The following is a 25,544-nucleotide window of genomic DNA, read 5'->3' as shown; positions in this document are numbered from 1 at the left end:
GTGTCTCCTTTTCTCTAAAGAATTTTGGCTACATTCTTATCCATAACTGACGTTATTTAGTTTATTAGGCTCAAATCATCTATGGCCCATTCCAGTCAAAGCCAAGACATTTATGACTAAAAAAGCAGGGATTTGTGAAATCCTAGCGAAGTACACAAAACCTTTAGAAAAATCTCCGACGTTTAAACCCCAAGACATTAGTACTACTCCTACTCGCCTTGGCCATCACAGCAAACGCTCCCACCTTTGCGATTAAAAATTGCGTTATTTTACGAAGAGTAACCTTAGGATTTGACTTTACACGCCATGACTGCCGATCACCCTTGGAAAATCACATTGCTCTATGACAGCGATTGCCCACTATGCATGAGGGAAGTGAATTTCCTGCAACGCAAAGATCAAGGGCGTGGTTTAGTCCGTTTCGTCGATGTCGCTGACGATAACTATGATCCTGAAGCAAATTTTGGCATTACTTTTTTTGAGGCCATGGAACGGATTCACGCCTATTTACCCGACGGCACAATCCTGAAAAATGTCGCTGTGTTCCGTCGCGTTTACGAAATTTTGGGAATGGGATGGGTCTATGGCCTCACTAAAATCCCGGTTATTGGTAAGGCTGTAGATTTCGCCTATGGTATTTGGGCAAAATATCGTCTCAAGGTTACTGGGAGACCGGATCTCGTCACTTTAATTCAAGAGCGAGAAGCACGTCAAACCTGTGCTGTTGATGCAGAATGTGCCATTTGATGTCTCAAAAATAGGGCGATCGCCTCAACTGGCACTTTAGGGTTTTGGACGGTCATACTTCGACGCTGCAGGGAAATAGCGAGGCTCTTCATCTTTAAGCGCTTCTTGCATAAACGCCTTCCAAACCGGTGCCGCAAACCCGCCACCCGTTACACCACTACCCATCGGACGATAGTCATCGTTGCCGATCCATACCGCCGCAGACAATTGAGGCGTATAGCCCACAAACCACACATCCCGCTCCGAAGACGTTGTCCCTGTTTTCCCGGCCGCAGGGCGATCGCCTAAAGCCGCATTTTTACCCGTACCACTATCAATAACACCCTGCAAAATACTCGTTAAAGAAGCCGTTGCCCAAGGGTCAAGCACCAAACGAGGGTCAGGCGTATTATCCAACAGCACATTACCCTGACTGTCCGTCACCCGGAGAATCAAAGTCGTATCACTTTGCCAGCCATTACTCGCAAATGTGGCATAGGCTCCAGCCATTTCTAGAGGACTAATCCCCACAGCACCCAGAGGCAAAGACACCACAGGTAATAATTCACTTTCAATACCAAGAACCTGACAAACCTCAATCACTCGATCCAAGCCAACAGCCTTACCAAGTTTCACCGCCGGAATATTTTTAGACACCTTTAGGGCATCAAACAAAGAAACTGTGCCCGAAAAGCCACCACCATAGTTTTGGGGTTCATACCATTGCGTCCCATCTCTATAACGAACAGGTGTATCTTGAATCGTCGTATAGGGACTATAGCGCCCACTAGCAAAGGCAGCATAGTAAACAAATGGTTTAAACGAAGAGCCCGGTTGGCGTTTTGATTGGGTTGCCCGGTTAAACTGGCTGCTTTCATAACTTGTGCCACCCACCAAGGCCTTCACGAAATGGGTACGGGGATCAACGGCAGCTAAAGCGACTTGGTCAGCCCGAAGACCACGGTTTTGGGCGCTACGAAATGCCTGTCTAACGGTTTCTTCGGCGCGTCGCTGAAAATTGACATCAACCGTTGTTTGAACCCGCATCCCCCCTTTCTGAACTAGCTCTTCCCCAAAACGTTGCTTTAACTCCTCAACGACAGCCTGGGTAATGTAGGGAGAGGCACTACTCTTCCAAGCCGTAGGTTGACCGACTAATAGGGGTTCATTGTAGGCCGCATCAGCCGCTTCCGCCGAAATCCAGCCCAAATCACGCATCCGATTGAGAACCATCCTTTGACGCTGTTTCGTCGATTGATAGTTACGGAAAGGGCTATATTCCTCAGGGGCTTGGATCATGCCTGCCATGACACTGGCTTCGGCAAGGGTTAGTTCAGAGGCTGGTTTATTGAAATAGGATTCGGCGGCAGTCTGCACGCCATAGTTGTTGTGACCCCAATAAATATTATTGAGGTACATTTCTAAAATTTCTGATTTCGGGAAAATTTGCTCGATACGTAGCGCGAGAACTGTTTCTGCTAATTTACGGTTATAGGTGCGATCTTGGGCGAGAAAGAGGTTTTTAACGAGCTGCATCGTAATGGTTGATGCTCCTTCAACGATCGCCCCTTCTTCGAGATTACTGATGAGGGCACGGCCAACGCTGGTGGGGTTAATGCCTTTGTGCTGATAAAAGTGACTATCCTCAATGGCGATTACTGCCATCTTGAGGTTGGGAGAAACATCTTCGATATTGACGTTGGTTCGGTTTGCTTCGCCGTGGAGACTGAGAAGCAGTGTGCCATTGATGTCGTAGATATAACTTGTTTCAGTGGGGACGTAGCCTCTGAGAGTGCGTACATCGGGTAGGTTCCGAAAACTGACGGCCAATCCAACTAGTCCACCTGCGGCGATCGCACTAACGATCATTGTGGTGCCGATCACTGTGCCAGCGGCATTTTGAACGACTCCCCCAACGAATTGCAGGAAAGGATTTGCTTTTTTTTGTTTACGCCGAATCCGACGGACTTTCGGTTGGACAGTGCTGGATGACAATGCTTACGACCTCATAAATACCGAGAAAAAGTTGCTTAAAATGTGAGCGCTTTTAGGAGCTGTCTTAGTTTACTCACATTTTGATATGAAGCGATTGTAGCAAGGTAATTTTGTCTTGGGCGGAATTTATTTGGTCATGGTAGATTTTCCAAAATACTATTTACACAAATTTACATGGCTGAATGTCTGGGTTTTGGTTGCCCTAGGAAAATGCTTGCTGTAAGTCTTGGTACCAGTGAGGAAACTATGGATACAAAAAATCCCTGCTGATGGTAGCAAGGAAAGGGAAAATTTTTTTTAATATTGCTTGGTTTGAAATCGGTCGTGCTTACTCCATGCCGAGGTCATTACCGCGCTTGTATTGCATATAGGCTTGTACGAAAAGTCCGGCAAGAGTGACGGGGATGAGTCCGAGGACGATACCTAATAAGAGAGGTTCGATCACGCTGTATTCTCCTTGGTGGCTTTGTTAAAGGTTGTGATGTCAATTGTTGCTTATTTTATGGGATAGTGCTGGCGATCGCCAAGGAGTAGGCCAAAGTTTAGTTCGACAAGGCAAGGTAAATCACAGTACCATAAGTGTTAAGAAACGTTGCATAAAATCAACGCAATTACATTGTTTTCTTTTCAAGTTCTGTGGTTAAATCTGACAAATCTACATCTAAGCAGACTCCCAAGTTACTATTCGTTCTAGCTCTAATCTTAGGGATCGTCGTTTCTGGTTTTGTGGGAGTTTATGCGTCGCAGGCAGCAGCAGATCCTTACACTCGTGAGGTTTTGGCACTTGGTGGTGACGAAATTCAAGGAAACGCTATTTTTCAGATTAATTGTGCTGGTTGCCATGGTATGCGGGGAAATGGCAATGTTGGCCCTAGCTTGAAAGAGGTAAGTCAGCGTAAATCTGATAGTCGTCTGATCCAGCAGGTTATTAGTGGCAATACGCCCCCGATGCCAAAGTTTCAGCCTGCCCCTCAAGAAATGGCGGATCTTTTAAGTTATCTTCATACGCTTTAAATCGATTTTGTACTGTTGTTGTTTTGGGTTTAACAGCTATCAATAATTTTTACCAGAGTTTTTGGAATCTACAGCTATGACTCCCCGCGCGATCGCCCTCGGTTTAATTTGGCTAACTTTTTCAATTTACGCTTTTGTGTTTGCGCCACCGAATCAGCCGGAAACGTTTGATTTGATTACGCAACTGTCCAGTGGTGAGTGGGATGGTGTTAATCCACTGATTATTGCGCTGTTTAATGTGATGGGAATTCTGCCGCTGATGTATGGTGCGGTGCTTTTCCTTGATGGTCGGGGTCAAAAATTGCCTGCTTGGGCGTTTTCAACGGGAAGCTTTTTCTTGGGGGCTTTTGCCTTGATGCCCTATTTAGCTCTGCGCCAAGAGAACCCGACTTTTGCAGGAGAAAAAAATTGGTGGCTAAGGTGGCAAGATTCCCGCATTCTCGGTGCCTTAACTTTGATCGGCTTAGTTGTGCTTTTTTACTATGGTTTTAGTCAGGGGGATTGGGCAGATTATGTGACTCGTTTTAAGGGCGATCGCTTTATTCATGTTATGAGTCTGGATTTTTGTGCGTTATCCTTGCTCTTCCCCACAATTTTGCAAGATGATTTGGCTCGCCGGGGTTTAGGGGAGAAAACATGGATTTTCTGGGCGATCGCCTTGACTCCTCCCTTTGGTATGGCGGTTTATCTCACCCTCCGTCCCCCTACCCAAGAACAGACAATTTCAGAACCTGAGCAGTCGAAGGAAGTAGCACCGGTATGAAGGTATTAGTCATTGGTGCAGGGCGAGGGATTGGGTTAGAGTTCACGCGACAATATTTAGCCGATCCCGCCTACGAAAAAGTTTTTGCGACGTTTCGTCAATCATCGTTGCCCCTTAATCAACTGGCGGCGGCCTATCCAGACAAATTAGTTTGTTTGCAAGTGGATGTGACTAAAGAAAGTGAAATACAAGGGGCGATCGCCACCCTCAAACAGCAAACCCAGTCTCTCAATGAAGTCATTTATGCGGTGGGTTTGTTGCATAACGAGCAGATGCAGCCAGAGAAAAGTTTACGTCACATCCAAGCCGACAATCTGATTACTTATTTTCAAGTCAATGCCGTTGGGGCAGTGCTCTGGACAAAATATTTATTTCCTTTTTTGCGGGGAGCAAACCCAGCGATTTTTGCGGCAATTTCCGCCAAGGTCGGGAGTATCGGCGATAACGGTTTGGGAGGGTGGTACGGCTACCGTGCTTCCAAGGCCGCCCTTAATATGTTGCTCAAAAATGTTTCCATTGAGTGGCGACGTAAAACGCCAAATGTCGTGGTGACGATGCTTCATCCCGGCACAACAGACACGGATTTGTCGAAACCTTTCCAGAAAAATGTGCCAGAGGGTAAACTGTTTCCGCCGGAGAAAACCGTTACTTTACTACGCACAGTCATTAGTAATCTCACGCCAGACGATAACGGTGCATTTTTTTCGTGGGACGGTTCCCGTCTACCTTGGTAAGTTAATCTCGCCAGTACATTTCAACAGATCCAAATAGCTGCCATGGAACAACTCAAAATGCCTGACCCCCTCAGACCGGGTGATTTGCTGAAGGTTGTTGCGCCGAGTGGTCGTTTACTTGAATATGATGCGTTGATGGCTGGTGTAGAGATTTGGCGATCGCAGGGCTATCATGTCGAATTTACGAATGGCTGGGATCAAAAATATAGTTACCTCGCTGGCGATGACAAAACTCGCAGAAATGCATTGGCTGAGGCGTGGTTTGACCCAGAGTGCAAAGGTATTTTATGTGCGCGGGGCGGTTATGGCGGCATGCGTGTGCTGGAAAATTGGGACTGGCAAATCGATCAAGTTACGCCTAAATGGATCATTGGTTTTTCCGATATTACTAGCCTGTTGTGGAGTTTAGCGACTGTTGGTGTTGGGAGCCTCCATGCCCCTGTGTTGACGACTTTAGCAAAGGAACCGGATTGGTCACGACAACGACTTTTTGATGCAGTGCAAGGTAAACCATTACCACCACTCAAAGGACAAACTTGGGTTGAGGGACAAGCGACAGGAATTCTTTTACCCGCAAATTTAAATGTGGCTACTCATCTGCTTGGTACACCGTTACAGCCGGATTTTGAGAACATTATTTTGGCGATCGAGGATGTCACGGAAGCGCCCTACAGTGTGGATCGGATGTTAACCCAATGGCGCTTACAGGGCGTTTTTGAAAAGATTAAAGGGATTGCTGTGGGACGTTTTAGTCGCTGTGATGTGCTAGGGTCAGCCGATAGTTTTTCGGTGCTGGAAGTTCTCGGCGATCGCCTCACAGATTTAAACATTCCGGTGATTGCTGAGTTACCCTTTGGACATGACGGTATGAACTGCTGCTTACCAGTCGGTCAGGAGGTCACCCTTGATGCAGACAAAGGGCTCTTGAAACTTTAGGCATTTACAATTGCATCGCCAGACTTTACCCAAAATCAACCGATCCCGAAATGGAGGATCACCCCAACGCTACAGCATTGATGCGGTAAACTGTCTAACTGTGCATAAATCAAGATTAAAAAAGCCGAAAGTTTAGGATTACCGTGCGAAAGATTATTATTGCGGGCAACTGGAAAATGTATAAGACTCAAGCTGAGTCTTTAGAGTTTCTCACGGCATTATTACCCAAAATTGCCGATGGCCACGAGGAACGAGAGGTGGTGATTTGTACCCCTTTTACAAACTTGGGCATTATGTCCAAGAGTCTCCACGGCACTAGAATTCGCCTCGGAGCACAGAATGTCCACTGGGAAGATGAGGGGGCGTTTACTGGCGAAATTTCTGGCGCAATGCTGGCGGAAGTTGGTGTTCGTTATGTTGTTGTTGGCCATAGTGAGCGTCGTCAATATTTTGGGGAAACAGACGACACTGTTAATAAGCGTCTTTTAGCTGCCCAACGTCATGGTTTAATTCCAATTCTGTGTGTGGGTGAAAGTAAGGCACAGCGTGATGCCGGTGAAACTGAAAATGTTATTTTTGCGCAACTTGAAAAGGATTTAGTTGGCGTTGACCAAGGCAAATTAGTTCTTGCCTATGAGCCTATCTGGGCGATCGGCACGGGTGAAACCTGTGATGCGAAGGAGGCTAATCGCGTTATTAGTCTGATCCGCGAAAAGCTCGCCAATAAAGATGTGACCATTCAGTATGGTGGCTCTGTGAAGCCTGCTAATGTTGATGAAATTATGGCGCAGCCGGAGATTGATGGTGCATTAGTGGGTGGCGCAAGTCTCGAAGCGGATAGTTTTGCGCGCCTCGTTAATTTTGTGTAACCATTTTGATGGTTGATATTTTGTGCCTCCTAGGAGTTGCAAAATTGGTTGAGGAGAAAAGTCTCAAGTTTTGGGAAGTTTCTCCTTATTTTTACAAGAATCTTTTTTATTTATTTTTTATTTTTTTAACACCCATTTTTTAGATAGATGCCTACTCTAACGACATCTCGAATGTCTTTTCCTTTGACCGCAGTCGTGGGTCAAGATGTAATTAAAACTGCTCTACTCCTTGGTGCTGTGGATCCTGCCCTTGGGGGGGTGGCGATCGCCGGCAAACGTGGTACTGCCAAATCAGTGATGGCGAGGGGAATCCATTCACTATTACCACCAATTGAAATTATTAAAGGAAATCAGTACCATTGCGACCCGACTAACCCTAACGAGTGGGATGACCTAACAGCTCTTGAGTTTAATGGCATTAAAACAGAAGAGATTCCGACGGCAGTCATTGCTGCCCCTTTTGTCCAAATTCCCTTGGGGGTGACCGAGGATCGGTTGCTAGGTTCGGTAGACGTAGAAGCATCAGTACGTCAGGGTGAACCTGTATTTCAACCCGGACTTTTGGCGCAAGCCCATCGCGGTGTACTTTATATCGACGAAATTAATCTCCTTGACGACCAAATCGCCAACCAACTTTTAAGTGTTCTCACCGACGGTCGCAACCAGATTGAGCGAGAAGGCATTAGCTTTTCCCATCCCTGCCGTCCGCTTTTAATTGCCACCTATAATCCCGAAGAAGGAAATCTCCGCGAACATTTGCGCGATCGTATTGCCGTTACCCTGTCCGCAGATCGTCCACTTCTCCTCGAAGAACGGGTAGCCGCCGTCGAACAAGTTGTGCAATATGCCGAATCTCCGAAGGCATTTTTGGCTTCCTATGAAGATGACCTAGATGCCCTACGCACCCAGATTATTTTGGCGCGGGAATGGCTCAAGGAAGTCAACATCACCACAGATCAAGTGGCTTATCTTGTAAATGAAGCCGTGAGGGGCACTGTTGAAGGCCACCGAGCAGAACTTTTCGCCGTGCGGGTTGCCATGGCCGCCGCGGCTTTAGATGGCCGAAATGTCGTTACAGCTGATGATCTGCGTACTGCTGTTGAGTTGGTGATTTTGCCGCGGGCAACCACAATTCCAACGCCGGATGATGATGATGAGATGCAACCGCCGCCACCGCCGCCACCACAATCCCAAGATGATCAAGACGATGAAGACCAATCTTCCGACGATGATCAGGATGACGAAGACCAAGATGATGAAGACCAAGACGAAGATCAAGAAGAACAGCCCGAACAGGAGCCGACCATTCCTGAAGAATTTATCTTTGACCCAGAGGGGGTTGTTTTAGATCCGAATGTGCTTGCTTTTGCTCAAATGATGCAGAACAAGAGTCAAGGGAGTTCGGGTAAGCGAGGCATGATTTTCTCTGATGATCGGGGTCGTTATATCAAGCCCATGTTACCTAGGGGAAAAGTGCGTCGCATTGCGGTAGATGCTACTTTACGTGCTGCCGCCCCTTATCAAAAAGCCCGCCGCGTGAAATATCCGGAGCGTAATGTCATTGTTGAACAAAGCGATTTGCGATCTAAACGTATGGCTCGCAAAGCTGGTTCTTTAATTGTCTTTCTTGTGGATGCGTCGGGTTCGATGGCTCTCAATCGGATGAATGCGGCGAAAGGTGCTGTAATGCGTTTGTTGACGGAGGCCTACGAAAATCGTGATCAAATTGCTTTAATTCCCTTCCGGGGTGAAATGGCAGAGGTGTTATTGCCGCCGACTCGTTCTATTACTCTCGCGAAAAATCGGCTAGAAACAATGCCCTGTGGTGGGGGGTCGCCGTTGTCCCATGGTTTAACGCAGGCTGTTCATATTGGTGTGAATGCTAAGATGTCTGGCGATGTGGGGGAAGTGGTCATTGTGGCGATCACGGATGGTCGTGGCAATATTCCGCTGGCTCGTTCTCTGGGTGAAGTGCCGGAAGAGGGTGACCCAAAACCGGATATTAAGGAAGAGCTGCTTGATATTGCTGGCAAAATTCGTGCTTCGGGTATGAAGCTGCTGATTATCGATACGGAAAAGAAATTTATCTCTTCTGGATTTGGTAAAGAGTTGGCGAAACAAGCGGGTGGTAAGTATTATCGTTTGCCTAAGGCTACAGATCAGGCGATCGCCTCTATGGCAAAAGGAGCAATGGCTGAGATTTAATAGACTTCATCTCGATTACAAAGCCTCTTTTATTTCAAGAAAAACTTAGGGCAAGCATTGTGGTGATGTTTGCTTTAAGTTTGGCAATTTCATCCCAATCAATTTCATCCCAATCAATTTCATCCCAATCAATAGTCATAATCTGTCAATAACGGTGCTAATTCTACATGCTGGTCGATGTGATTTGCCAAATTATCGATAATCACTTCGCGTCTTTCAGTAAAGTCTGCAATACCTGTGGCTAGGGAAGATAAGCCTCGTTTTTGACGGAGTTGATTGAGCCAAAATCGCCGCCAAGGGCCGTTATTGAATAGGCCATGAAAATTAATTGCCCAAATATTGCGACCTTGATTAATGAGTCCCGCATCCAGCTCTTGGAAAAGTTGGGCAACGATGTCGCGATTTAAGACGGAATTTTTGCTATAACGATAAACTTCACCGCGAATGGGTAAATTTTCAAATAACGTTTCGGACAGTGTTTGAAGGGGTTCGGCTTGTTGTGATGTTCCACGAAATTCGCTTTTTGTGGGTAGCAAAGATAGACCCGGCTGTTCTACTGGAGGGACATTGACTGTTAAGGCTTTTTGATTGACCTGTTTCCCCAACATTGCAGCGCCATTACACAATCCTAAAATAGTGCCGCCGGCTGCTGCGTAGTTTTGTAGCTGCGTATGGAATTTATATTTGTGGAGATAGTCGAGATCGGCGATCGCCTCAGATGTGTGGGGAATAATAACAGCATCGGGATACCCCAATGGATTTGCCGGGTCAAAATAACTCAGCTCCACACTCGGTTCACTTTCGAGGGGATCAAGATCCGTGTGATGGGCGAGGTGGGGGAGCCGCAGAATAACAATTTTGAGACGATTTTGCGGTGAGTGGCGGGAGTTGATATCGAAAGTTAAGGGACTTTCTGGATGGAAATATTGACTAGTTAAGGAGGGTAAATGACCAAGAACAGGTAAGTTTAAATGCTCCTGTACCCAACGGTTCTGGATGTCGCTAATGCGGCGATCGCCTTCCCACTGATTAAAAATAACACCGCGGATAAGCTTCCTATTCTCCGCCGCTAGCCGCTCCCAAAAACCACATAATTGATTCAGAGCCCCCCCCTGCCGACAATCAATAATAATCACACCAGCAGGATGAAACGAAGAAGATTTTAGCAATTCAAAATTTTCATCCGTATCACTTAAAAAAGGATTATAAAGACCATAGCGATAGGTATCAAAGACCATGAGATTATGAGCCGATTTATACAGCTTATCCAAACATTCTTGGATTAATGGCTTCGCAATACCATAATAATTTTGATAATAATCAGAGCGACTGACCGTGCCGATACCACGTCCTTGGATAAACAACTGATATTGCAAACTAGGCCCATCAGAAGGCTTTAAAATTACTGGGTTCAGCATAGCCGTTGCCTTCACCCGAGCCGCCCATGCTTGCCATGCCACAGAGTGACTCACCGTAACATTATGGTCAATCGTGTAACCCTGGGAGATATCAGCCTGCGCTTGGAATGGCGTAACATTCCAGTCTTCCCGTGTTAGCCACCGACAAAGAGCTGTTGCAAACCATGATTTGCCAGCGCCACAGGTCGGACTAAATACAGCGATCGCCCGCATGGATATTCCTCAAATTACGTAAATTAACTTTTAAAAAGGCATTCATACACTTTTCACAATATAGCCAATCATCCGAAAGAGTTACAAAAGAATTAAACACCAACCGGATTCATGGTTAAACCCGACAAAAAAATTACTAATAACATGAAACACCACAGAGCAATTCATCTTGGCGGCACTCTACACCGAACAATAAGCCAATAGATGTACTAATCTAAACCCTATGAATTGTCCAAGAGAAGAATGCTAAACTCAGAAAAGCACTTCACAAAAATTCACATAACATGACGGCTACCTCTCCTTCCACAAAAAAGTCTTATGACCAGACCGCTTGGCAGCGGGGTTATGAGTCGCAACCCTGTGAAATAGCCTATGAAGTGACAGATATTGACGGTCAAATTCCCCAAGAATTAGAAGGGACACTGTTCCGTAACGGCCCCGGACTTTTAGATATCGGTGGATTTCCCATTAAGCATCCCTTCGATGGCGATGGCATGGTCTGCGCCATGACTTTTAAAGCCGGTAAGGCCTATTTTCAAAATCGCTTTGTCCGCACCGAGGGATTTGTCACCGAACAAAAAGCAGAAAAGCCTTTATATCGCGGTGTCTTTGGGACAGAAAAACCCGGCGGTTTGTTGAATAATATGTTCGATTTACGCCTCAAAAATATTGCTAATACTAATGTTATTTATTGGGGTGACAAACTCCTCGCCCTTTGGGAAGCCGCCGAACCCCATCGCCTTGATCCGGGAACTTTAGAGACGAAAGGCATTGACTATTTAAAGGGTATTTTAAAATCTGGTGATGCTTTTTCGGCGCACCCCCGCATTGATCCTGCTTGCATTTGGGATAACGGCGATCGCTGCCTTGTAAACTTTGCCATTAAGCCCGGTTTAAACACCACATTAGTGATTTATGAAATTAGCCCCAGCGGCGAATTACGGCGCTACAAAGAACATAAAGTAGATGGTTTTGCCTTTATCCACGACTTTATCATTACGCCAAACTATGTCATTTTTTTTCAGGCGACAGTGAGTTTTAACCCCTTACCCTATGCTTTCGGATTAAAGGGAGCCGGGGAATGTGTGAATTTTCAGGCCGATAAGCCAACGAGAATGGTCGTTATTCCTCGCGATCCAGCCAACAATAATGTGCAAACATTAGAAGCTGAAGCGGGTTTTGTTTTTCACCATGCTAATGCCTTTGAAAAGGACAATAAAATCATTGTCGATTCAGTTTGTTATCAATCAATTCCCCAAGTTCAGGCTGATGTTGATTACAAAAATGTTGATTTTGACCAGCTCGATCCGGGGCAATTGTGGCGCTTTGAACTAGATCTTGAACGCCAAAAGGTGACCCGTGAGTTATTAGATACGCGCTGCTGTGAATTTCCGGTGGTGCATCCTGATTATGTCGGTCGTGATTATCGTTATGCCTATATTGGTGCGACCCATTCCCAGACTGGCAATGCGCCTTTGCAGGCGCTGTGGAAACTAGATGTTAAAACGGGTGAGTCCCAGCTTTATTCCTTTGCGCCGGATGGTTTTGCTGGGGAACCGATTTTTGTGCCGAACTCCTGTGGTGAAGCGGAGGATGATGGCTGGGTGCTGCTCATGACCTATGATGCTGCCCGCCATGGTTCTGATGTTGGGATTTTCGATGCTCGTAATATTGAACAAGGGGCGATCGCCACGGTGCATATCAAGCAACATATTCCCTATGGTTTACATGGCAGCTGGACACCAAAAACGTTTGTTTCTTTTTAGGTTAGTGGTGATCTCAAAATAACTAAAAGATAAATTAAATAATGCTGTTGTCCATTTACATTGTTAGAGAGGTCTAATTTTTTGTGCATTGATAGATATGACCGTAGTAGCCTGCTTGGCGGGTACGCTGCTCATGTTCACAAAGTTTTGGTGTTAGTGAATTTTCTAAGTTAAGCACCCATAATTTAAATTGTTGATGATCAATTATTTCAGTAAGTTGATTAATTTCGTCGTCATATTTTTTGGGATTTGTTTGAAAAGGTACAAGGGTAAAGGAGATGTCACTAGGACTAGATCTTTGGTGTTTTTCCCAGGCGATCGCCATCATTTCGCCTGTCTGAACTGTACTTTTGTAGGCCGTTAAAATTAATGCAGGCTGATTATCGACCGCAATTTTCTGAATGATCGAAGTCGGATTATAGGGCTTTTGATAGGCTAAATTTGTAATGACGCTAACGCCACCGAGAAAACTACAACAAAAAATGGCGGCGATCGCCCGGCAGCCAGATTGGGAGAAACAAGAAAATATTTTTTGTAGGGGAAAATAAATGGGGATTTCTTGCTGCCAAAATGAACAAATGGTGATAGCTACCAATAAAATGATAGCCGGAAAATAGACAAAACTATAACGCGCACCACGGGTAATATCGTAGCCAAATCTGTAGGTTAAAATAGCAAATAAACCCCAGATAGACACAATAAATCTGTTGAGAAAAAATATTAATGCTTGGTATTGAGGTTTGATTATTTGGTTGCTATTACTCTGTTGCCAGAGGCGATAAAGCTGAATACTAAATATTGCAATAATGACAAAAGATACGATGGCAATTGGCCATAAACTTGCCTGTACTGGCAATAAAAAAATCATGGTCATCAAAACATAAAATAGCTGAACTATTGGCCAAATGAAGTCTAACCAGTTGGACATATCAAGGCGAATCCAGTCGGTCATTGTGCTGCCATAGCCTACGGGCAAAATTTGTGTGATCCAAATAAGACTAAAACTTCCGACACCCATCACAACAAAAACAAGCTGTAAAAGTTGTAATTTATTAATAAATATTGTTTTGCGCCACAGTAACCAAATGAGGGCGATCGCCTCAGCAATTATTGTCAAACCGAAAAAGTAATGGCTTAATAAACCACAAATATTTAAGCCCAACCAACTAAAAATAAAAGGGGCGGAAAAAGATTTTTGCCGAATCAAGTAGTTAATATAATAGAGGCAATATCCCAGCGAAAAAATAACCAAAGTAGTCATTAAAGTGTAATGGCGAGCTTCTTGGGATAAATAAATATGAAAAGGAGAAAATGCTATCAAAGCGGCACTGAATTGGGCAATTCTCTCTGATTTAAAAGTTGTTTTTGCAACCCAATAAAGACTAAGTATTGCAAAAATTCCTACAAAAGCAGATAAATAACGAGTGCTGTAGATTGAAACATAACCTGCTGGATCTAAAGGAAATAATCGCTGCCAAGTATTAACGATTAAAAAATATAATGGAGGGTGATTATTATGCTGAATGAGAAGTTCTGAGACCCTTTGCCAACCATAAACTGGATAACCCTTAAGGGGCTCCAAAAGTTCTGCTGCTGAGATGATTTGAGCAATGGGAATTGTGCTGTAATCATCGCCACGGGCATATAAAATAGAAGCGAATTCGTCTGTCCATAGCGGCTTTGTATTGATATTGGATAGCCGTAATATCCCGCCTAAAATAAGCCAAAATAGGGTTAGAAAAGAAGATTTTAATTTAAAAACATTAGCCATAGTTGATTGAGAGGCAAGATTTGTGCTCAAGAGTTTATCTAAAAAACATCATCAAATTTATTGCTTTAAAATCTTTTGTGAACGGTCGTGAATTGATTATTCTTGAATTGTTACTGGGAAATTAAGTGTGGCGATCGCCGCGGGAAAAGACTGGGGCAATACAGTAAGATATCCTGTGTTGGAATATTACAAACGCAGATTGAGATTAGGTTACGCAAGTTTATGGACGCAAGAATCCGGGTTGAGTTGGGAGAAAATAGCTACGATATCGCCATCGCTAATGGTAAGTTAGGGCGGCTTGGTCTTGAGCTTAGTCAACTAAATCTTGGCAAAAAGATTCTGATTATTTCTAATCCTGAGATTTTTGGTCATTATGGCGAAACGGTCGTTGGTTCCCTCGTCCAAGCTGGTTTTGAAGTTTGTACACATTTAATTGCGGCGGGAGAAGAGTATAAAAATCTCACTTCGATTCAGCAGATTTATGATACTGCCCTAGAAAATCGTATTGAGCGCTCCTCGACCTTTTTAGCGTTGGGTGGCGGTGTTATTGGTGATATGACGGGCTTTGCCGCTGCGACTTGGCTGCGGGGTATTAATTTTGTGCAGGTACCGACCTCGTTACTGGCAATGGTGGATGCATCGGTCGGTGGTAAAACGGGTGTCAATCACCCCCAGGGTAAAAATTTAATCGGCGCTTTTTATCAGCCAAAATTTGTGATGATCGATCCGACGGTTCTTGAAACGCTTCCGCTACGAGAGTTCCGGGCGGGTATGGCAGAGGTGATTAAGTATGGTGTGATTTGGGATCGCGAACTGTTTAAGGAGTTAGAAATTGCGGAAAGTATTGACAGCTATGAAACAATTAGCGCTGATTTACTAGATCTTATTTTGGAACGGTCTTGTCAGGCGAAAGCGGATGTTGTGGGTCAAGACGAACGGGAATCGGGGATTCGCGCCATTCTTAATTATGGTCACACCCTTGGTCATGCGGTGGAAAGTTTGACCCACTATAAGCAATTTGTCCATGGTGAAGGGGTGGCAATTGGGATGGCTCTAGCGGGGGCGATCGCCATGAAAATGAGTTTATGGACAAGTGATGAAGTGCAGCGACAGGATGCTTTAATCCAAAAGGCTGGTTTGCCTGTTGATTGTCCTGAGCATTTGCAGGTGGGGGATATTCTCCGGACATTACAAAGTGACAAAAAGGTGCGGGCGGGCAAGGTTCGTTTTATTTTGCCTACGAAAATTGGTGAGGTTTTGATTACCGACCAAGTTAGATCAGAGTTGATTGAAGATGTGCTGACACCCATGTCCGCCTAAGGTACGGCGATCGCCCTTTGGGGCTTGATATTTTGGCTAGTTGTTTAATAATTAGCTAATAGCGAAGGCTAACGTTCGGTCTTAATTGCATTAATTTATCAGTGTTTTTTCGTTGCCATTTCCCTACACTTTTGTTTCTTTAATTACGTCTCAATGCCCACAGCTACCCTTCTCGTTTCTTGCCCTGACCAACAGGGACTTGTTGCTAAAATCGCGAACTTTATTTATTCGAACGGCGGCAATATCATCCACGCCGACCAGCATACCGACTTTAGCGCAGGGCTATTTCTCACGCGGATTGAGTGGGAATTAGCAGGCTTTAATTTACCAAGAGAAGTGATCGATCCTGCCTTTGGGGCGATCGCCAAGCCATGGAATGCCACTTGGAAACTGCATTTTTCCGATCAAATTCCCCGCCTTGCCATTTGGGTGACAAAGCAAGATCATTGTTTATTGGATCTTTTATGGCGACAACAGGCGAAGGAATTGCCAGCCTCCATCCCGCTCATCATGAGCAATCACGAAAAGTTAGCGGCGATCGCCACACAATTTGGCATTGATTTCCACCATATTCCCATTACAAAAGAAACAAAAATTGATCAAGAACAAAAACAATTAGAATTACTAAAACAGTACAAGATTGATTTAGTAATTTTGGCTAAATATATGCAGGTGCTTAGCCCTAATTTCTTGCAAAAATTCAACCATGTGATTAATATTCACCATTCCTTTTTACCAGCTTTTGCTGGCGCTAAACCCTACCATCGTGCCCACGACCGCGGCGTTAAAATCATTGGCGCAACCGCCCACTACGTCACCCAAGATTTAGATGAAGGCCCCATCATAGAACAAGATGTCGTGCGAGTCAGCCACAGAGACGATGTCAAAGATTTAATTCGTAAAGGCAAAGATCTAGAGCGAGTCGTTTTGTCCCGCGCCGTCAGATTGCACTTACAAAATCGCGTTTTAGTTTACGGGAATCGAACCGTTGTATTTGCCTAGGAAGCCATCATTTTTTTTGCTTTGATGGGAATTTCAATGATGAATTCAGTTCCTTGATCTTCCTCAGAAAAACAAGTTAACTCCCCTCCATGTTTTTCTACAATAATTGAGTGGGAAATTGACAATCCTAAACCGGTTCCCTTACCCACTTCTTTTGTCGTAAAAAACGGTTCAAATAAACGCTGTCTCACTTTTTCTGGAATACCGGGTCCATTATCGATAATGCGAATCCTAATCCGGCCGGATAAATCGGGAGTGGGTGCTTGTTTTTCTGTCTTGATTGTAATGCGACTCGGTTTTGCTTGCTTTTCTGCTGGCGATCGCCGGGCATTATAGTCATCAAGAGCATCAATGCCATTGCTCAAAATATTCATAAATACTTGATTGAGCTGACCCGCATAGCATTCGACTAACGGCAACTCTCCATATTGTCGCTCGATGGCGATCGCCCCCCGTTCTTGGCTTTTCTTAAGACGATTTTGCAAAATCATTAACGTACTATCAATACCCGCATGGATATCCACCTGCTTCATTTCCGACTCATCTAGGCGTGAAAAAACCCGCAGGGATTTCACAATTTCTCGAATACGCTCTGCTCCCACCATCATTGAAGATAAAAGTTTGGGCATATCCTCAATAACATAATCCAGCTCAATCACTTCAATTTCTGCCTGGATAGTTTGGCTCGGCTCCGGATATTCAGTACGGTACAGCTCGATCAATCCCAGCAAATCGCTAATATAATCCCGCGCATGGTTGATATTGCCAAAAATAAAATTCACAGGATTATTAATCTCATGGGCGACTCCCGCCACCATTTGCCCGAGACTCGACATCTTTTCACTCTGCACAATCTGGGTTTGGGTTTGCCGTAACTGCTGTAACGTTTTTTCCAACTCATCAGCTTTTTGGCGTAACTCCCCTTCTGATTGTTCTAAGGCTTCGATGGCTAAATGCCGATCTGTAATATCCCGCGAAACGCCTAAGATACCAACTACATTTTTCTCTTCATCTAATAACGGTATTTTTTGGGTGTCTAAAACATATTCAATACCATGAACATCTGTGACATGGTCGCTGGGGTTATGTACTGTTTTTCCTAATAAAATCTCTTCATCTTCTTGGCGAATGATTTTTTCATCTTTACTTGTGATACCCTCGCCTAAATCTTGAGTCGTTAGAATTTCTGAAATAGTTCTACCGATAATATCTTCGTGGTTCAGCTGAAAGTGGCTGGCAAAACTATCGTTAACGAGTACAAACCGAAAGTTAGTATCTTTCACAAAAATCCAATCGGGAGTGGCATTAATGATGCTCGATAGTAGCTGTTGCGATTGTTTTGTATCTTCAAAAATACGCCGCAATTCTTCTTCAATGACTTCGCGTTTAAGGATTTCATCTTTTAAAACTGCATTTTTTTGTTCGATTTGAGCGGTGCGTTGATTAACTTTAAATTCTAAGTCTTCGTAGGCTGTTGCTAGTGCGGCTGTCATCCGATCAAAGGTTTGAGCCACATGGGCGAGTTCGTCACTGCCTTGAATATTGAGGCGGTACTCAAAATCACCATTGCTTAAGTGTTTTGCGCCTTTGCTAAGACGATCTAAGGAGGCTAGTACGGGGCTCACGATCGCCTGATATTGCAGCACCATGAGCGCCACGATGAACAGTACAACAACCCAAATAATCCGGGCAAAAAGTTGGTTTAGGTCTTTTTTTTCGGCGATCGCCGCCAAGATTTGACTTTCGACCTCTTGCTCTAATTCATTGAGATAAAGCTCAATATCACGGCGAAAAAAATTAATACTGCGGATATCCTGTTGCAAAATAGAGTCATTTTCGACGGTGTCTCCGAGGCGATCGGCAATGGCACGGATATTTTGATAGCGTTGCTCTAGAAAAATTAGGGCTTCTTTTTCGGGATATTCTGCCCGCAGCTCTTCGAGGGTAAGGACAAAACCCGATTTTGCTTTTTGGTAGCGTTCAATTTCTTCTGGGTCGCGATTGAGTACGAGAAAATCCTTTAAACCAATAATCTGCTCATCGAGCAATAGCCGAAGCTGGGTATATTGCTCCTGTCTTGCGCGGACAGCACTTTCTCTGGTTTCAATCCGTAGCTCTTGCAGCTGTATCCAAATATTGGCACCACTGACCAAAGCGATAATTAAAGCGCCAAGACCGAGGGATGAACTAAAAAATTTGGTAGAGATTTTCATAGAACGTGGTCAACCAGAAAATGGCATTAAACTCCTAAACGCCGGAGTCTTCTTCTTGAGCCTGCTGTTGATAATTTTGATAGAGCTGGCGGATCGTTTCGTAGTCACCATCTTCCACAATAGTGTAACCCTGAGCTTCTGAAACACTGACGCTCACTAATCCTGCCGGGGCTTCAATTAGGGCTTTTTGAAGGATGGGTTTAAAGCTCTCTGGTACAGATCCTGACACGACAATAGGAGCATTGGTAATGGGATCTGACTCCCAAAGGAGCTGAATTTTTTCAGAGTCTAGTATGTCAGTTTCTAGGGCTTTGTTGTAGGTGGCGCGATTGATGGCGATCGCCTCCACTTTTCCTTGGAGTAGCAGCTGCAAAGTTTGGTCATGGGTCTCACCGAAATGTACCGCGGCAAAATCCCTTTCTGGATCGATATCAAGGTTTTTAAATTCATAGCTGGGTAATAAAAAACCCGATGTAGAAGCGTCATTGACAAAGCTAAAGCGTCGACCTTTTAGATCCTCAAGGGTGGTTATGTCTGTGTGGCCAATGATGACCCCTGTGTACCAAGGTCTCCCGCTATTTTCGTCAATGGGAGCGGCGATCGCCTCAATGCTAGGATTTTGTTCCTTCGCTTGAATGTAGGTTAATGGCCCCAGATAAGCCATATTCACTGTGCCATTGACCAGTTGCTCGACGGCATTTTCATAATCACTGGCCACATTAAGTTCGACTGGAATTGCTAACGTCTCCACCAAATATTGTTGTAATGCGGCAATCTTCTCCGTCCGCTCTGGACTAGATCGATCCGGCAAAATCACAATGGTGAGTTTTTCTAGGGATTCATTGTCTTCCTCCGCCTGCTCAACTACCGATGCTTGGCTATCAACATCCGCCGGAGGGGGCTGACGGGACGAATCAGGGGCTGGCCTAGAACAGCCATAGATTAGCAAAAAGGCGATCGCCCCCGTGCAAAAAAAGTGGCGCATATGGTTGAGCAAAATATTTCGCAATTGTCGTGACGAAGAGGCAAGGAGATGAGCTTTAATTTGTCTACAGCGACTTTTTGCCCCGATCCGTAGCGATCTGGAATTATTATACGTACGAGTTAAACCTTCTTGGGTTAAAGGTTTGGCAACACTTCTGCTGTGTCATATAAAGACGCAACTTCGGTGATCGGTAAGCGGGATTGCACAGGCAAATCCAAAGTACTGCGATCACCCCGGTCAAAATGTTCTGCGGCAGCACAGGCAATCATCGCGGCATTATCAGTACAAAACTTCAAAGGCGGAAAATGTACCGCAATCCCTGCTTTTTGGGCAGCAGCAGTCAGGGTTTGCCGTAAACCACTATTAGCCGCAACACCACCACCCACCACAATGGTCTGCAGTTGGCGATCGCCGGCACATCGCACCGCTCGTTTCGTGAGCGCCTTGGCCACCGTATATTGAAAACTAGCCGCAATATCATTGACAGGAATATCTTTCCCCTCTTTTTCTAGCCTTTGCACCAGATACAAAACCGCCGTTTTCAAACCACTAAAACTACAGTCATAGGGGTGATAGCCACCTTCCGGCAACGAAATGCGACCTTCCGGCAACGGAAAAGCGCGTGGATTGCCCTCCTTCGCCAACCGATCAATCACAGGGCCACCCGGATAACCCACCCCTAACAGCCGCGCCACCTTATCAAAAGCCTCCCCCGCCGCATCGTCACGAGTTTGTCCGAGCAATTCATACTCACCGCAGCTTTTGACCTCAATAAAACTCGTATGGCCGCCCGAAACCAGCAAACACAAAAAAGGCGGCTCTAAATCCGGCTGACTGAGATAGCTCGCATAAATATGACCTTCCAAATGATGCACACCGATAAAAGGTTTTTGTTTTAGCATCGCGAGGGTTTTTGCTGCCGAAGCCCCGACTAATAACGCCCCCACCAATCCCGGCGCACAGGTCGCGGCGATCGCCTCAACCTCATCCCAACCAAAACCCGCCTGCTCAAAAACACTGGCGATACAGACATTAATACTTTCTAAATGGTGGCGAGAAGCAACCTCAGGAACGACCCCGCCAAACTCTCGATGTATGTCGATTTGTGAAGCAACAACATTACCTAGAACTTTACGATTATTAACAATTGCAACGGCAGTTTCATCACAACTTGTTTCGATTGCTAAAACAATACCCATATATCGGTATAACTTAGATTTAAGTTAATAACTTTAACCTTTTTTGCCTTTACTGGATACGCTATTACCATTAATATTGCTTCCGAAGTACAAATGGATTGGCGTATCTTTTGTACAAAAAACTTAACTATTTTGTAACAAAAGGAAACAAACTTATGCAACGTTTCGTAGCTGTTGTTTGCGCCTTTGCTCTTTCTTTAACCTTGTGGTTTGGCTTTGCGACACCTGTACAAGCTGATTCTTTGACTCACCTTACTCCCTGTAGTGAGTCTGCCGCATTCCAAAACAGAGCAAAGAACTTCCGCAACACCACCGCAGACCCCGAATCTGGTCAAAAGCGCGCAGAGATGTACTCTGAGGCGCTTTGTGGCCCCGAGGGTCTGCCCCGCCTTATTGTTGATGGTCGCCTCGACCACGCTGGTGATTTCTTGATCCCTAGCGTTTTATTTCTATTCGTCGCCGGTTGGATTGGTTGGGTTGGCCGCGCCTACCTCATCGAAGTCCGTAAGGATCCCAAAACTGCTGCGATGAAGGAAATCATCATTGATGTTCCCCTCGCAATTAAAGTGATGCTAACTGGCTTTGCATGGCCTCTAGCAGCTCTCAAGGAATTCACTTCTGGTGAGCTTACTGCGAAGGAAGGCGAAGTCCCCATTTCTCCTCGCTAGAGAAAATTCTGCTCAGGTTTAGTCATTACTTTCTGGAGTAAAACACATGGATAAATTTTTATCTTCTGCACCAGTTCTTCTAACCGCAATGATGGTTTTTACGGCTGGTATTTTAATTGAGTTTAATCGTTTTTTCCCCGATCTGTTGTTCCATCCTTTGGGATAAAAATCGGTTTTTACTAAAACAAAAAAAGATATAAATTTAGAGGTATAGAATTAATTTTGATTCTGTACCTTTTTTACTTTTTCAGTAGTGAACGAACGGCTCTGAATAAACAAGTTTATGAAGCTGGTGAAATTATCGTGATTTTGAATGAATTTGAGGAATGAGTCTTTGTCTTCTTTGGGGAGTTTTTTGGGTAAGGAAGGGGTTTCAGTTGGTTGCGTAATTTAGAGAAAATCCACTCTTCGACTCCTTTGGGAAGGGGGCTTTTTTATTTGCCATAAACTTCTTTCACTAAAGTAGCGAGTTGTTCGACGGCTGTTTCGATTTCACTGTTGGTTGCGGTGAGGCTAATGCGGAGACATTGTTGTTTGTGTTGCCACTCTTCTCGTAAGCCGGGGAAAAAGGGGCTGCCGGGCACGACGATGACTCCCACTTTTTTTAGTTCTTGGTATAGTTCCCAGTCAGTCATGGGTAACTCATCGAACCATAGCCATGCAAAGATTGCGCCTTCGCCACGGTGGAGATACCAAGGGATATCGCTGGGCATTAATGCGTCGAGCTTACTGGACAGTAATTCGATTTTATTTTGGTAGTAGGGGCGGATAATGTTAAGGGCGATGTCTGCTAGGGCTCCTGATTGGATTGCTCTGGTGGCGATCGCCTGACCGTAGCGGGAGGAGTGGATACAAGCGTTTGTGAGAAAGGCCTGTAAAATTCCGACAAACTTTGGTTCGCCAATGGCAATGCCGACTCGCTCACCGGGTAAACCCGCCTTTGACAGACTCAAGCAATGGAGCACATTGCCGCCAAATAATGGTTTCATTTCGGTGAAATTTAAAGCGGGGAAAGGTGGTGCATAGGCGGAATCGACTAAGACGGGTACGTCATAGGTGGCGGCTAAATCTGCGATTTTTTGAGTTTCTTCGTTGGTTAGGACATTGCCTGTGGGGTTGCAAGGACGCGAAAAAATGACACAGCCAGTGTTTTCGTCGATTTTTAGTTGGTTAAAGTCGGGGCGATATTTAAAACGGTGGTTTTTTTGGTCAATATCGAGGCTCGGCTTAAAGGCTTTCACGGCTTCGGGGTATAAGCTCACGCCGCCATAACCTGTGTAGTCTGGGCTGAGGGGCAAAATAATTTCTTTGAGGCGATCGCCTGCGTCGTATCCCCCAAAGGCATTGGCGGCGAGGAAGTAAAGGGATTGGGAGCCGGGTGTGATGACGATATTGTCGCTGGTGAGATTTAAGCCGTAACGTTGATTAAAATCCGCGGCGATCGCCTCAATGAGTGGTTCATAGCCTTGGGAAGAGCCATAACGGCAAACCACTTCACCATATTCAGAACTTGCTAATAAATCCGCTGTGCAGTCTCGCCAAAGCTGCTCCACTTCGGGAATGATCACAGGATTGCCTGCACTGAGATTAATAAATTCTTGTCCAGTTCCGGCCTTGAGGGTATCGATAATATCTTTCATAATGGCGCGCACACCCGTGAGACGGGACATTTGCGTACCAAATTTAGAGAGCTGGACAGACTGGGACATAGGACTTGGAATCAATGGCAATGTTTTATCTTACCCTGTTGTCTAATACGAACTATCTAGTGCCATTGCTCGGTTAACGGCATGGCATCGAGATAGGCAACGGAGTAAAAATTATGGGCTTCAATTTCTTGGGTGGCTGTAAATAGTGGCGCTAAATTGGCGTTTAAAATGCCTGTTGGGTAGGGTTGTAATTCTGATTTGTGGGGCGATCGCCAAAAGCTAAAAACGGATTTTTCTTGGGGCGGAAATTGTAATTGTTGGGCGCGAGCAACTTGAATTTTTGCTTGGGGTAAATGGCTCAGAAATTGATTGAGCTCTACCGAAATTTCTTGGGTGAAGCGCAATTGAATTGTTTCACTCGAAAGAGATTGTACGTAGCCGGGGGATAAAAAACTGTCATAATTTTCCGCCGTTGCTTCTCGTCGTTCCACAAAACTCAGACTGAGGGCTTTCAACATTTGGCGAACGGGTTCTGCTTCCTTGCCCATGACTTCCGGCACTAGGGTGCTGCGTGAAAGGGGGCTATCTCGATTACTCAAATCCGTCACGCTCATGTGGGTTGCGCCGTCAGCGACGACTAAATATTTATCGCCTCCTAATTTGTTAAAGGGTAAAAGTTGGTGGGTTAGGCTCGGTGTGATGGCATCCTTTGTTCCTGTCAGCACCATTGTCGGAATCTTGATCTGGCCGAGGCCTTCAGCCCCAAAGACTTCTCCAATAATCGGGTTGAGGGCGATCGCCTGTTTGATCCGTTCATCCCGTAAATTTAAACGTCCATAGGGTAAATCTGAAGCCGCACATTGGAGCCAGTCGCCCGGCGATCGCATCAGGGGATTAGATTGATGACAGTGGTTCCGAATGGCAGGGGGATCGACAACGCCACCCGCTAAAGCTAGAGCCGTATATCCTCCAAAAGAATGGCCAATGATCGTCACATCATCCGTTGTAAAACGACCTTGAAATTCCGCTAATTCGTCAAGATTTTCCAACTCATCTAAAACAAAACTAATATCTTTTGGCCGCTCGATAAACTCCTCAGCCGGCAATAGATTTTCAAAGGTTAAACCCGAATTAAATAGCGACTGCACATTACTACCGGGGTGGTCTGGTGTAACGACGGTATAGCCATGGGAAGCGAGGTGATATCCCAAATAATCTAAAAAGCGACGATTTGCAGCAAAACCGTGGGACAAAACAATGAGTTGATCCTTTGCCACAGGACTATCATAAATATCAATGGGAATCGTGCGATCCCGCTGATAATCTTGCAACACAACCGTTTGACGGCGCACCACCTGTTGACCCGCGGTAGTGGGGTCTAGGGTTTGGGGAATAATTGCAACTGCCGTTTCGGTCTCGATTTCTAAATCGTTGGTAATTTTTGGGCTGAGAATTTGACTTTGCAGGTTGGGTAAATTTGCCTGTAATAATAATCCCGCAACGGCGGTCAAATCTACGGTGAGTTCCTTGGCTGGATAAGCTCGTAAAACATTTAAAGCACTGAGATTAAGCTCTTGGCTAGCAACGCTATTGAGTGCACTTTTTAAGCCATCCACAGAACTATTGGGTAGGGCAACTTGCAATTGATCTAAAACAATTTTTCCGGCGGGCGATCGCCATAGTTCGTCCAAAAACTGCGTGGCAACTTCCGGCTGTACATTCAAACTTTTACGCAGAAAGCTCCGCATATTAGAACCCAGAAAACTTTTATAGGGGCGTAGGTTTGTCGGTAGCTCGCCAGTTTCTGCAAATGCTTCCAAATCATCAACAGCTAAGGTTTGCTGCAAAGGCCCAATCCGTAACCGCAAAGTATCGGCGGCGATCGCCTCTGAACCAAAGCCAAAACCTAGGGCAGCCCCCATCAAAACACCGACATAATTTGCCACAAAGCGACGACTTTTGCCCATACTCATTCCCTTTCGCAGCTCCCGCCCATAACTAACCTACTGTAGCTTGCTTGTTTGACTGACCTAGTAAGCCTAAGGTTCCAACATCGCTATCAACCCCAGCCGCCGATAACCTTGCAACACAACCTCAA

General features: G+C 45.2%; 22 protein-coding genes. 13 read left to right on the top strand and 9 right to left on the bottom strand.

The genetic code is table 11. The annotated features are described in order from the left end of the window. The first annotated feature begins 112 nt into the window (after window positions 1-112). On the top strand, window positions 113-256 hold the full coding sequence (locus NIES208_RS18990) for a hypothetical protein (protein ID WP_171971758.1): 144 nt from the start codon (window positions 113-115) through the stop codon (window positions 254-256). A gap of 50 nt (window positions 257-306) precedes the next feature. After that, window positions 307-747: a thiol-disulfide oxidoreductase DCC family protein gene (locus tag NIES208_RS11410; protein ID WP_075892833.1), complete on the top strand. Its 441-nt coding sequence runs from the start codon at window positions 307-309 to the stop codon at window positions 745-747. 36 nt (window positions 748-783) lie between these two features. On the opposite strand, the gene NIES208_RS11405 is transcribed toward NIES208_RS11410, so the two are convergent. Further along, window positions 784-2,721, bottom strand: a complete 1,938-nt coding sequence (locus NIES208_RS11405) for a transglycosylase domain-containing protein (RefSeq protein ID WP_075892831.1) — start codon at window positions 2,719-2,721, stop codon at window positions 784-786. Between the two features lie 328 nt (window positions 2,722-3,049). Then, the gene (gene petG, locus NIES208_RS11400) at window positions 3,050-3,166 is read right to left on the bottom strand and encodes a cytochrome b6-f complex subunit V (RefSeq protein WP_075892829.1); all 117 of its coding nucleotides are present in this window, start codon (window positions 3,164-3,166) and stop codon (window positions 3,050-3,052) included. A 191-nt stretch (window positions 3,167-3,357) separates the two neighbouring features. Here petG and NIES208_RS11395 point away from each other — a divergent pair, with 191 nt between their 5' ends. The 6 genes from NIES208_RS11395 to bchD all read left to right on the top strand — a co-directional run bounded on the left by NIES208_RS11395 (window position 3,358) and on the right by bchD (window position 9,242). After that, a complete protein-coding gene (locus NIES208_RS11395) occupies window positions 3,358-3,735 on the top strand; it encodes a c-type cytochrome (protein WP_075892827.1) in 378 nt (125 codons plus the stop codon). 76 nt (window positions 3,736-3,811) lie between these two features. Continuing rightward, a complete protein-coding gene (locus NIES208_RS11390; protein WP_075892825.1) occupies window positions 3,812-4,498 on the top strand; it encodes a DUF2834 domain-containing protein in 687 nt (228 codons plus the stop codon). Next, the gene (locus tag NIES208_RS11385; RefSeq protein WP_075892823.1) at window positions 4,495-5,232 is read left to right on the top strand and encodes an SDR family NAD(P)-dependent oxidoreductase; all 738 of its coding nucleotides are present in this window, start codon (window positions 4,495-4,497) and stop codon (window positions 5,230-5,232) included. Before NIES208_RS11390 ends, NIES208_RS11385 begins: the two co-directional genes overlap by 4 nt. Window positions 5,233-5,274: 42 nt before the next feature. Further along, entirely contained in the window at window positions 5,275-6,168 is an 894-nt protein-coding gene (locus NIES208_RS11380) for a S66 peptidase family protein (protein ID WP_075892821.1), read from the top strand. Window positions 6,169-6,311: 143 nt separating this feature from the next. Continuing rightward, window positions 6,312-7,037 carry a triose-phosphate isomerase gene (gene tpiA / locus NIES208_RS11375; RefSeq protein WP_075892819.1) on the top strand — a complete coding sequence of 242 codons (726 nt, stop codon included), beginning with the start codon at window positions 6,312-6,314 and terminating at the stop codon, window positions 7,035-7,037. A gap of 147 nt (window positions 7,038-7,184) precedes the next feature. Beyond that, complete coding sequence (bchD, locus tag NIES208_RS11370; protein WP_075892817.1) at window positions 7,185-9,242, top strand: magnesium chelatase ATPase subunit D; 2,058 nt, start codon at window positions 7,185-7,187, stop codon at window positions 9,240-9,242. 128 nt (window positions 9,243-9,370) lie between these two features. On the opposite strand, the gene NIES208_RS11365 is transcribed toward bchD, so the two are convergent. Next, complete coding sequence (locus NIES208_RS11365; RefSeq protein WP_075892815.1) at window positions 9,371-10,873, bottom strand: nucleotide-binding protein; 1,503 nt, start codon at window positions 10,871-10,873, stop codon at window positions 9,371-9,373. 284 nt (window positions 10,874-11,157) lie between these two features. On the opposite strand from NIES208_RS11365, the gene NIES208_RS11360 reads away from it, so the two are divergent. Continuing rightward, window positions 11,158-12,639 carry a carotenoid oxygenase family protein gene (locus NIES208_RS11360; protein WP_075892813.1) on the top strand — a complete coding sequence of 494 codons (1,482 nt, stop codon included), beginning with the start codon at window positions 11,158-11,160 and terminating at the stop codon, window positions 12,637-12,639. Window positions 12,640-12,712: 73 nt separating this feature from the next. Here NIES208_RS11360 and NIES208_RS11355 read toward each other — a convergent pair whose 3' ends face one another. Further along, complete coding sequence (locus NIES208_RS11355) at window positions 12,713-14,410, bottom strand: glycosyltransferase family 39 protein (protein ID WP_075892811.1); 1,698 nt, start codon at window positions 14,408-14,410, stop codon at window positions 12,713-12,715. A 222-nt stretch (window positions 14,411-14,632) separates the two neighbouring features. On the opposite strand from NIES208_RS11355, the gene aroB reads away from it, so the two are divergent. Continuing rightward, a complete protein-coding gene (gene aroB / locus NIES208_RS11350; protein WP_075892809.1) occupies window positions 14,633-15,730 on the top strand; it encodes a 3-dehydroquinate synthase in 1,098 nt (365 codons plus the stop codon). A gap of 153 nt (window positions 15,731-15,883) precedes the next feature. Continuing rightward, the gene (gene purU / locus NIES208_RS11345) at window positions 15,884-16,732 is read left to right on the top strand and encodes a formyltetrahydrofolate deformylase (RefSeq protein WP_075892807.1); all 849 of its coding nucleotides are present in this window, start codon (window positions 15,884-15,886) and stop codon (window positions 16,730-16,732) included. Here purU and NIES208_RS11340 read toward each other — a convergent pair. The 3 genes from NIES208_RS11340 to tsaD all read right to left on the bottom strand — a co-directional run bounded on the left by NIES208_RS11340 (window position 16,729) and on the right by tsaD (window position 21,129). Then, complete coding sequence (locus NIES208_RS11340) at window positions 16,729-18,945, bottom strand: HAMP domain-containing histidine kinase (protein ID WP_075892805.1); 2,217 nt, start codon at window positions 18,943-18,945, stop codon at window positions 16,729-16,731. The genes purU and NIES208_RS11340 overlap by 4 nt on opposite strands. Before the next feature lie 34 nt (window positions 18,946-18,979). Then, the gene (locus tag NIES208_RS11335; protein WP_075892803.1) at window positions 18,980-19,930 is read right to left on the bottom strand and encodes a phosphate/phosphite/phosphonate ABC transporter substrate-binding protein; all 951 of its coding nucleotides are present in this window, start codon (window positions 19,928-19,930) and stop codon (window positions 18,980-18,982) included. A gap of 134 nt (window positions 19,931-20,064) precedes the next feature. Beyond that, complete coding sequence (tsaD, locus tag NIES208_RS11330; protein ID WP_075892801.1) at window positions 20,065-21,129, bottom strand: tRNA (adenosine(37)-N6)-threonylcarbamoyltransferase complex transferase subunit TsaD; 1,065 nt, start codon at window positions 21,127-21,129, stop codon at window positions 20,065-20,067. Window positions 21,130-21,284: 155 nt separating this feature from the next. Between tsaD and NIES208_RS11325 the strand changes: the two genes are divergently transcribed. Then, the gene (locus tag NIES208_RS11325) at window positions 21,285-21,797 is read left to right on the top strand and encodes a Photosystem I reaction center subunit III (protein ID WP_075892799.1); all 513 of its coding nucleotides are present in this window, start codon (window positions 21,285-21,287) and stop codon (window positions 21,795-21,797) included. Window positions 21,798-21,843: 46 nt separating this feature from the next. Beyond that, entirely contained in the window at window positions 21,844-21,963 is a 120-nt protein-coding gene (gene psaJ, locus NIES208_RS11320; RefSeq protein ID WP_075892797.1) for a photosystem I reaction center subunit IX, read from the top strand. Between the two features lie 268 nt (window positions 21,964-22,231). Here psaJ and NIES208_RS11315 read toward each other — a convergent pair whose 3' ends face one another. Next, a complete protein-coding gene (locus NIES208_RS11315) occupies window positions 22,232-23,506 on the bottom strand; it encodes a valine--pyruvate transaminase (RefSeq protein WP_075892795.1) in 1,275 nt (424 codons plus the stop codon). Between the two features lie 56 nt (window positions 23,507-23,562). After that, window positions 23,563-25,419 (bottom strand): alpha/beta hydrolase, encoded by a 1,857-nt coding sequence (locus tag NIES208_RS11310; protein ID WP_225875297.1) that lies wholly within the window; start codon window positions 25,417-25,419, stop codon window positions 23,563-23,565. Window positions 25,420-25,544 lie beyond the last annotated feature (125 nt).

Origin of the sequence: [Limnothrix rosea] IAM M-220, assembly GCF_001904615.1 — a bacterium.
Lineage (GTDB): Bacteria > Cyanobacteriota > Cyanobacteriia > Cyanobacteriales > MRBY01 > MRBY01.
The sequence above is the reverse complement of the archived record's forward strand: the minus strand, read 5'-3'. Positions and strand labels throughout refer to the sequence as shown.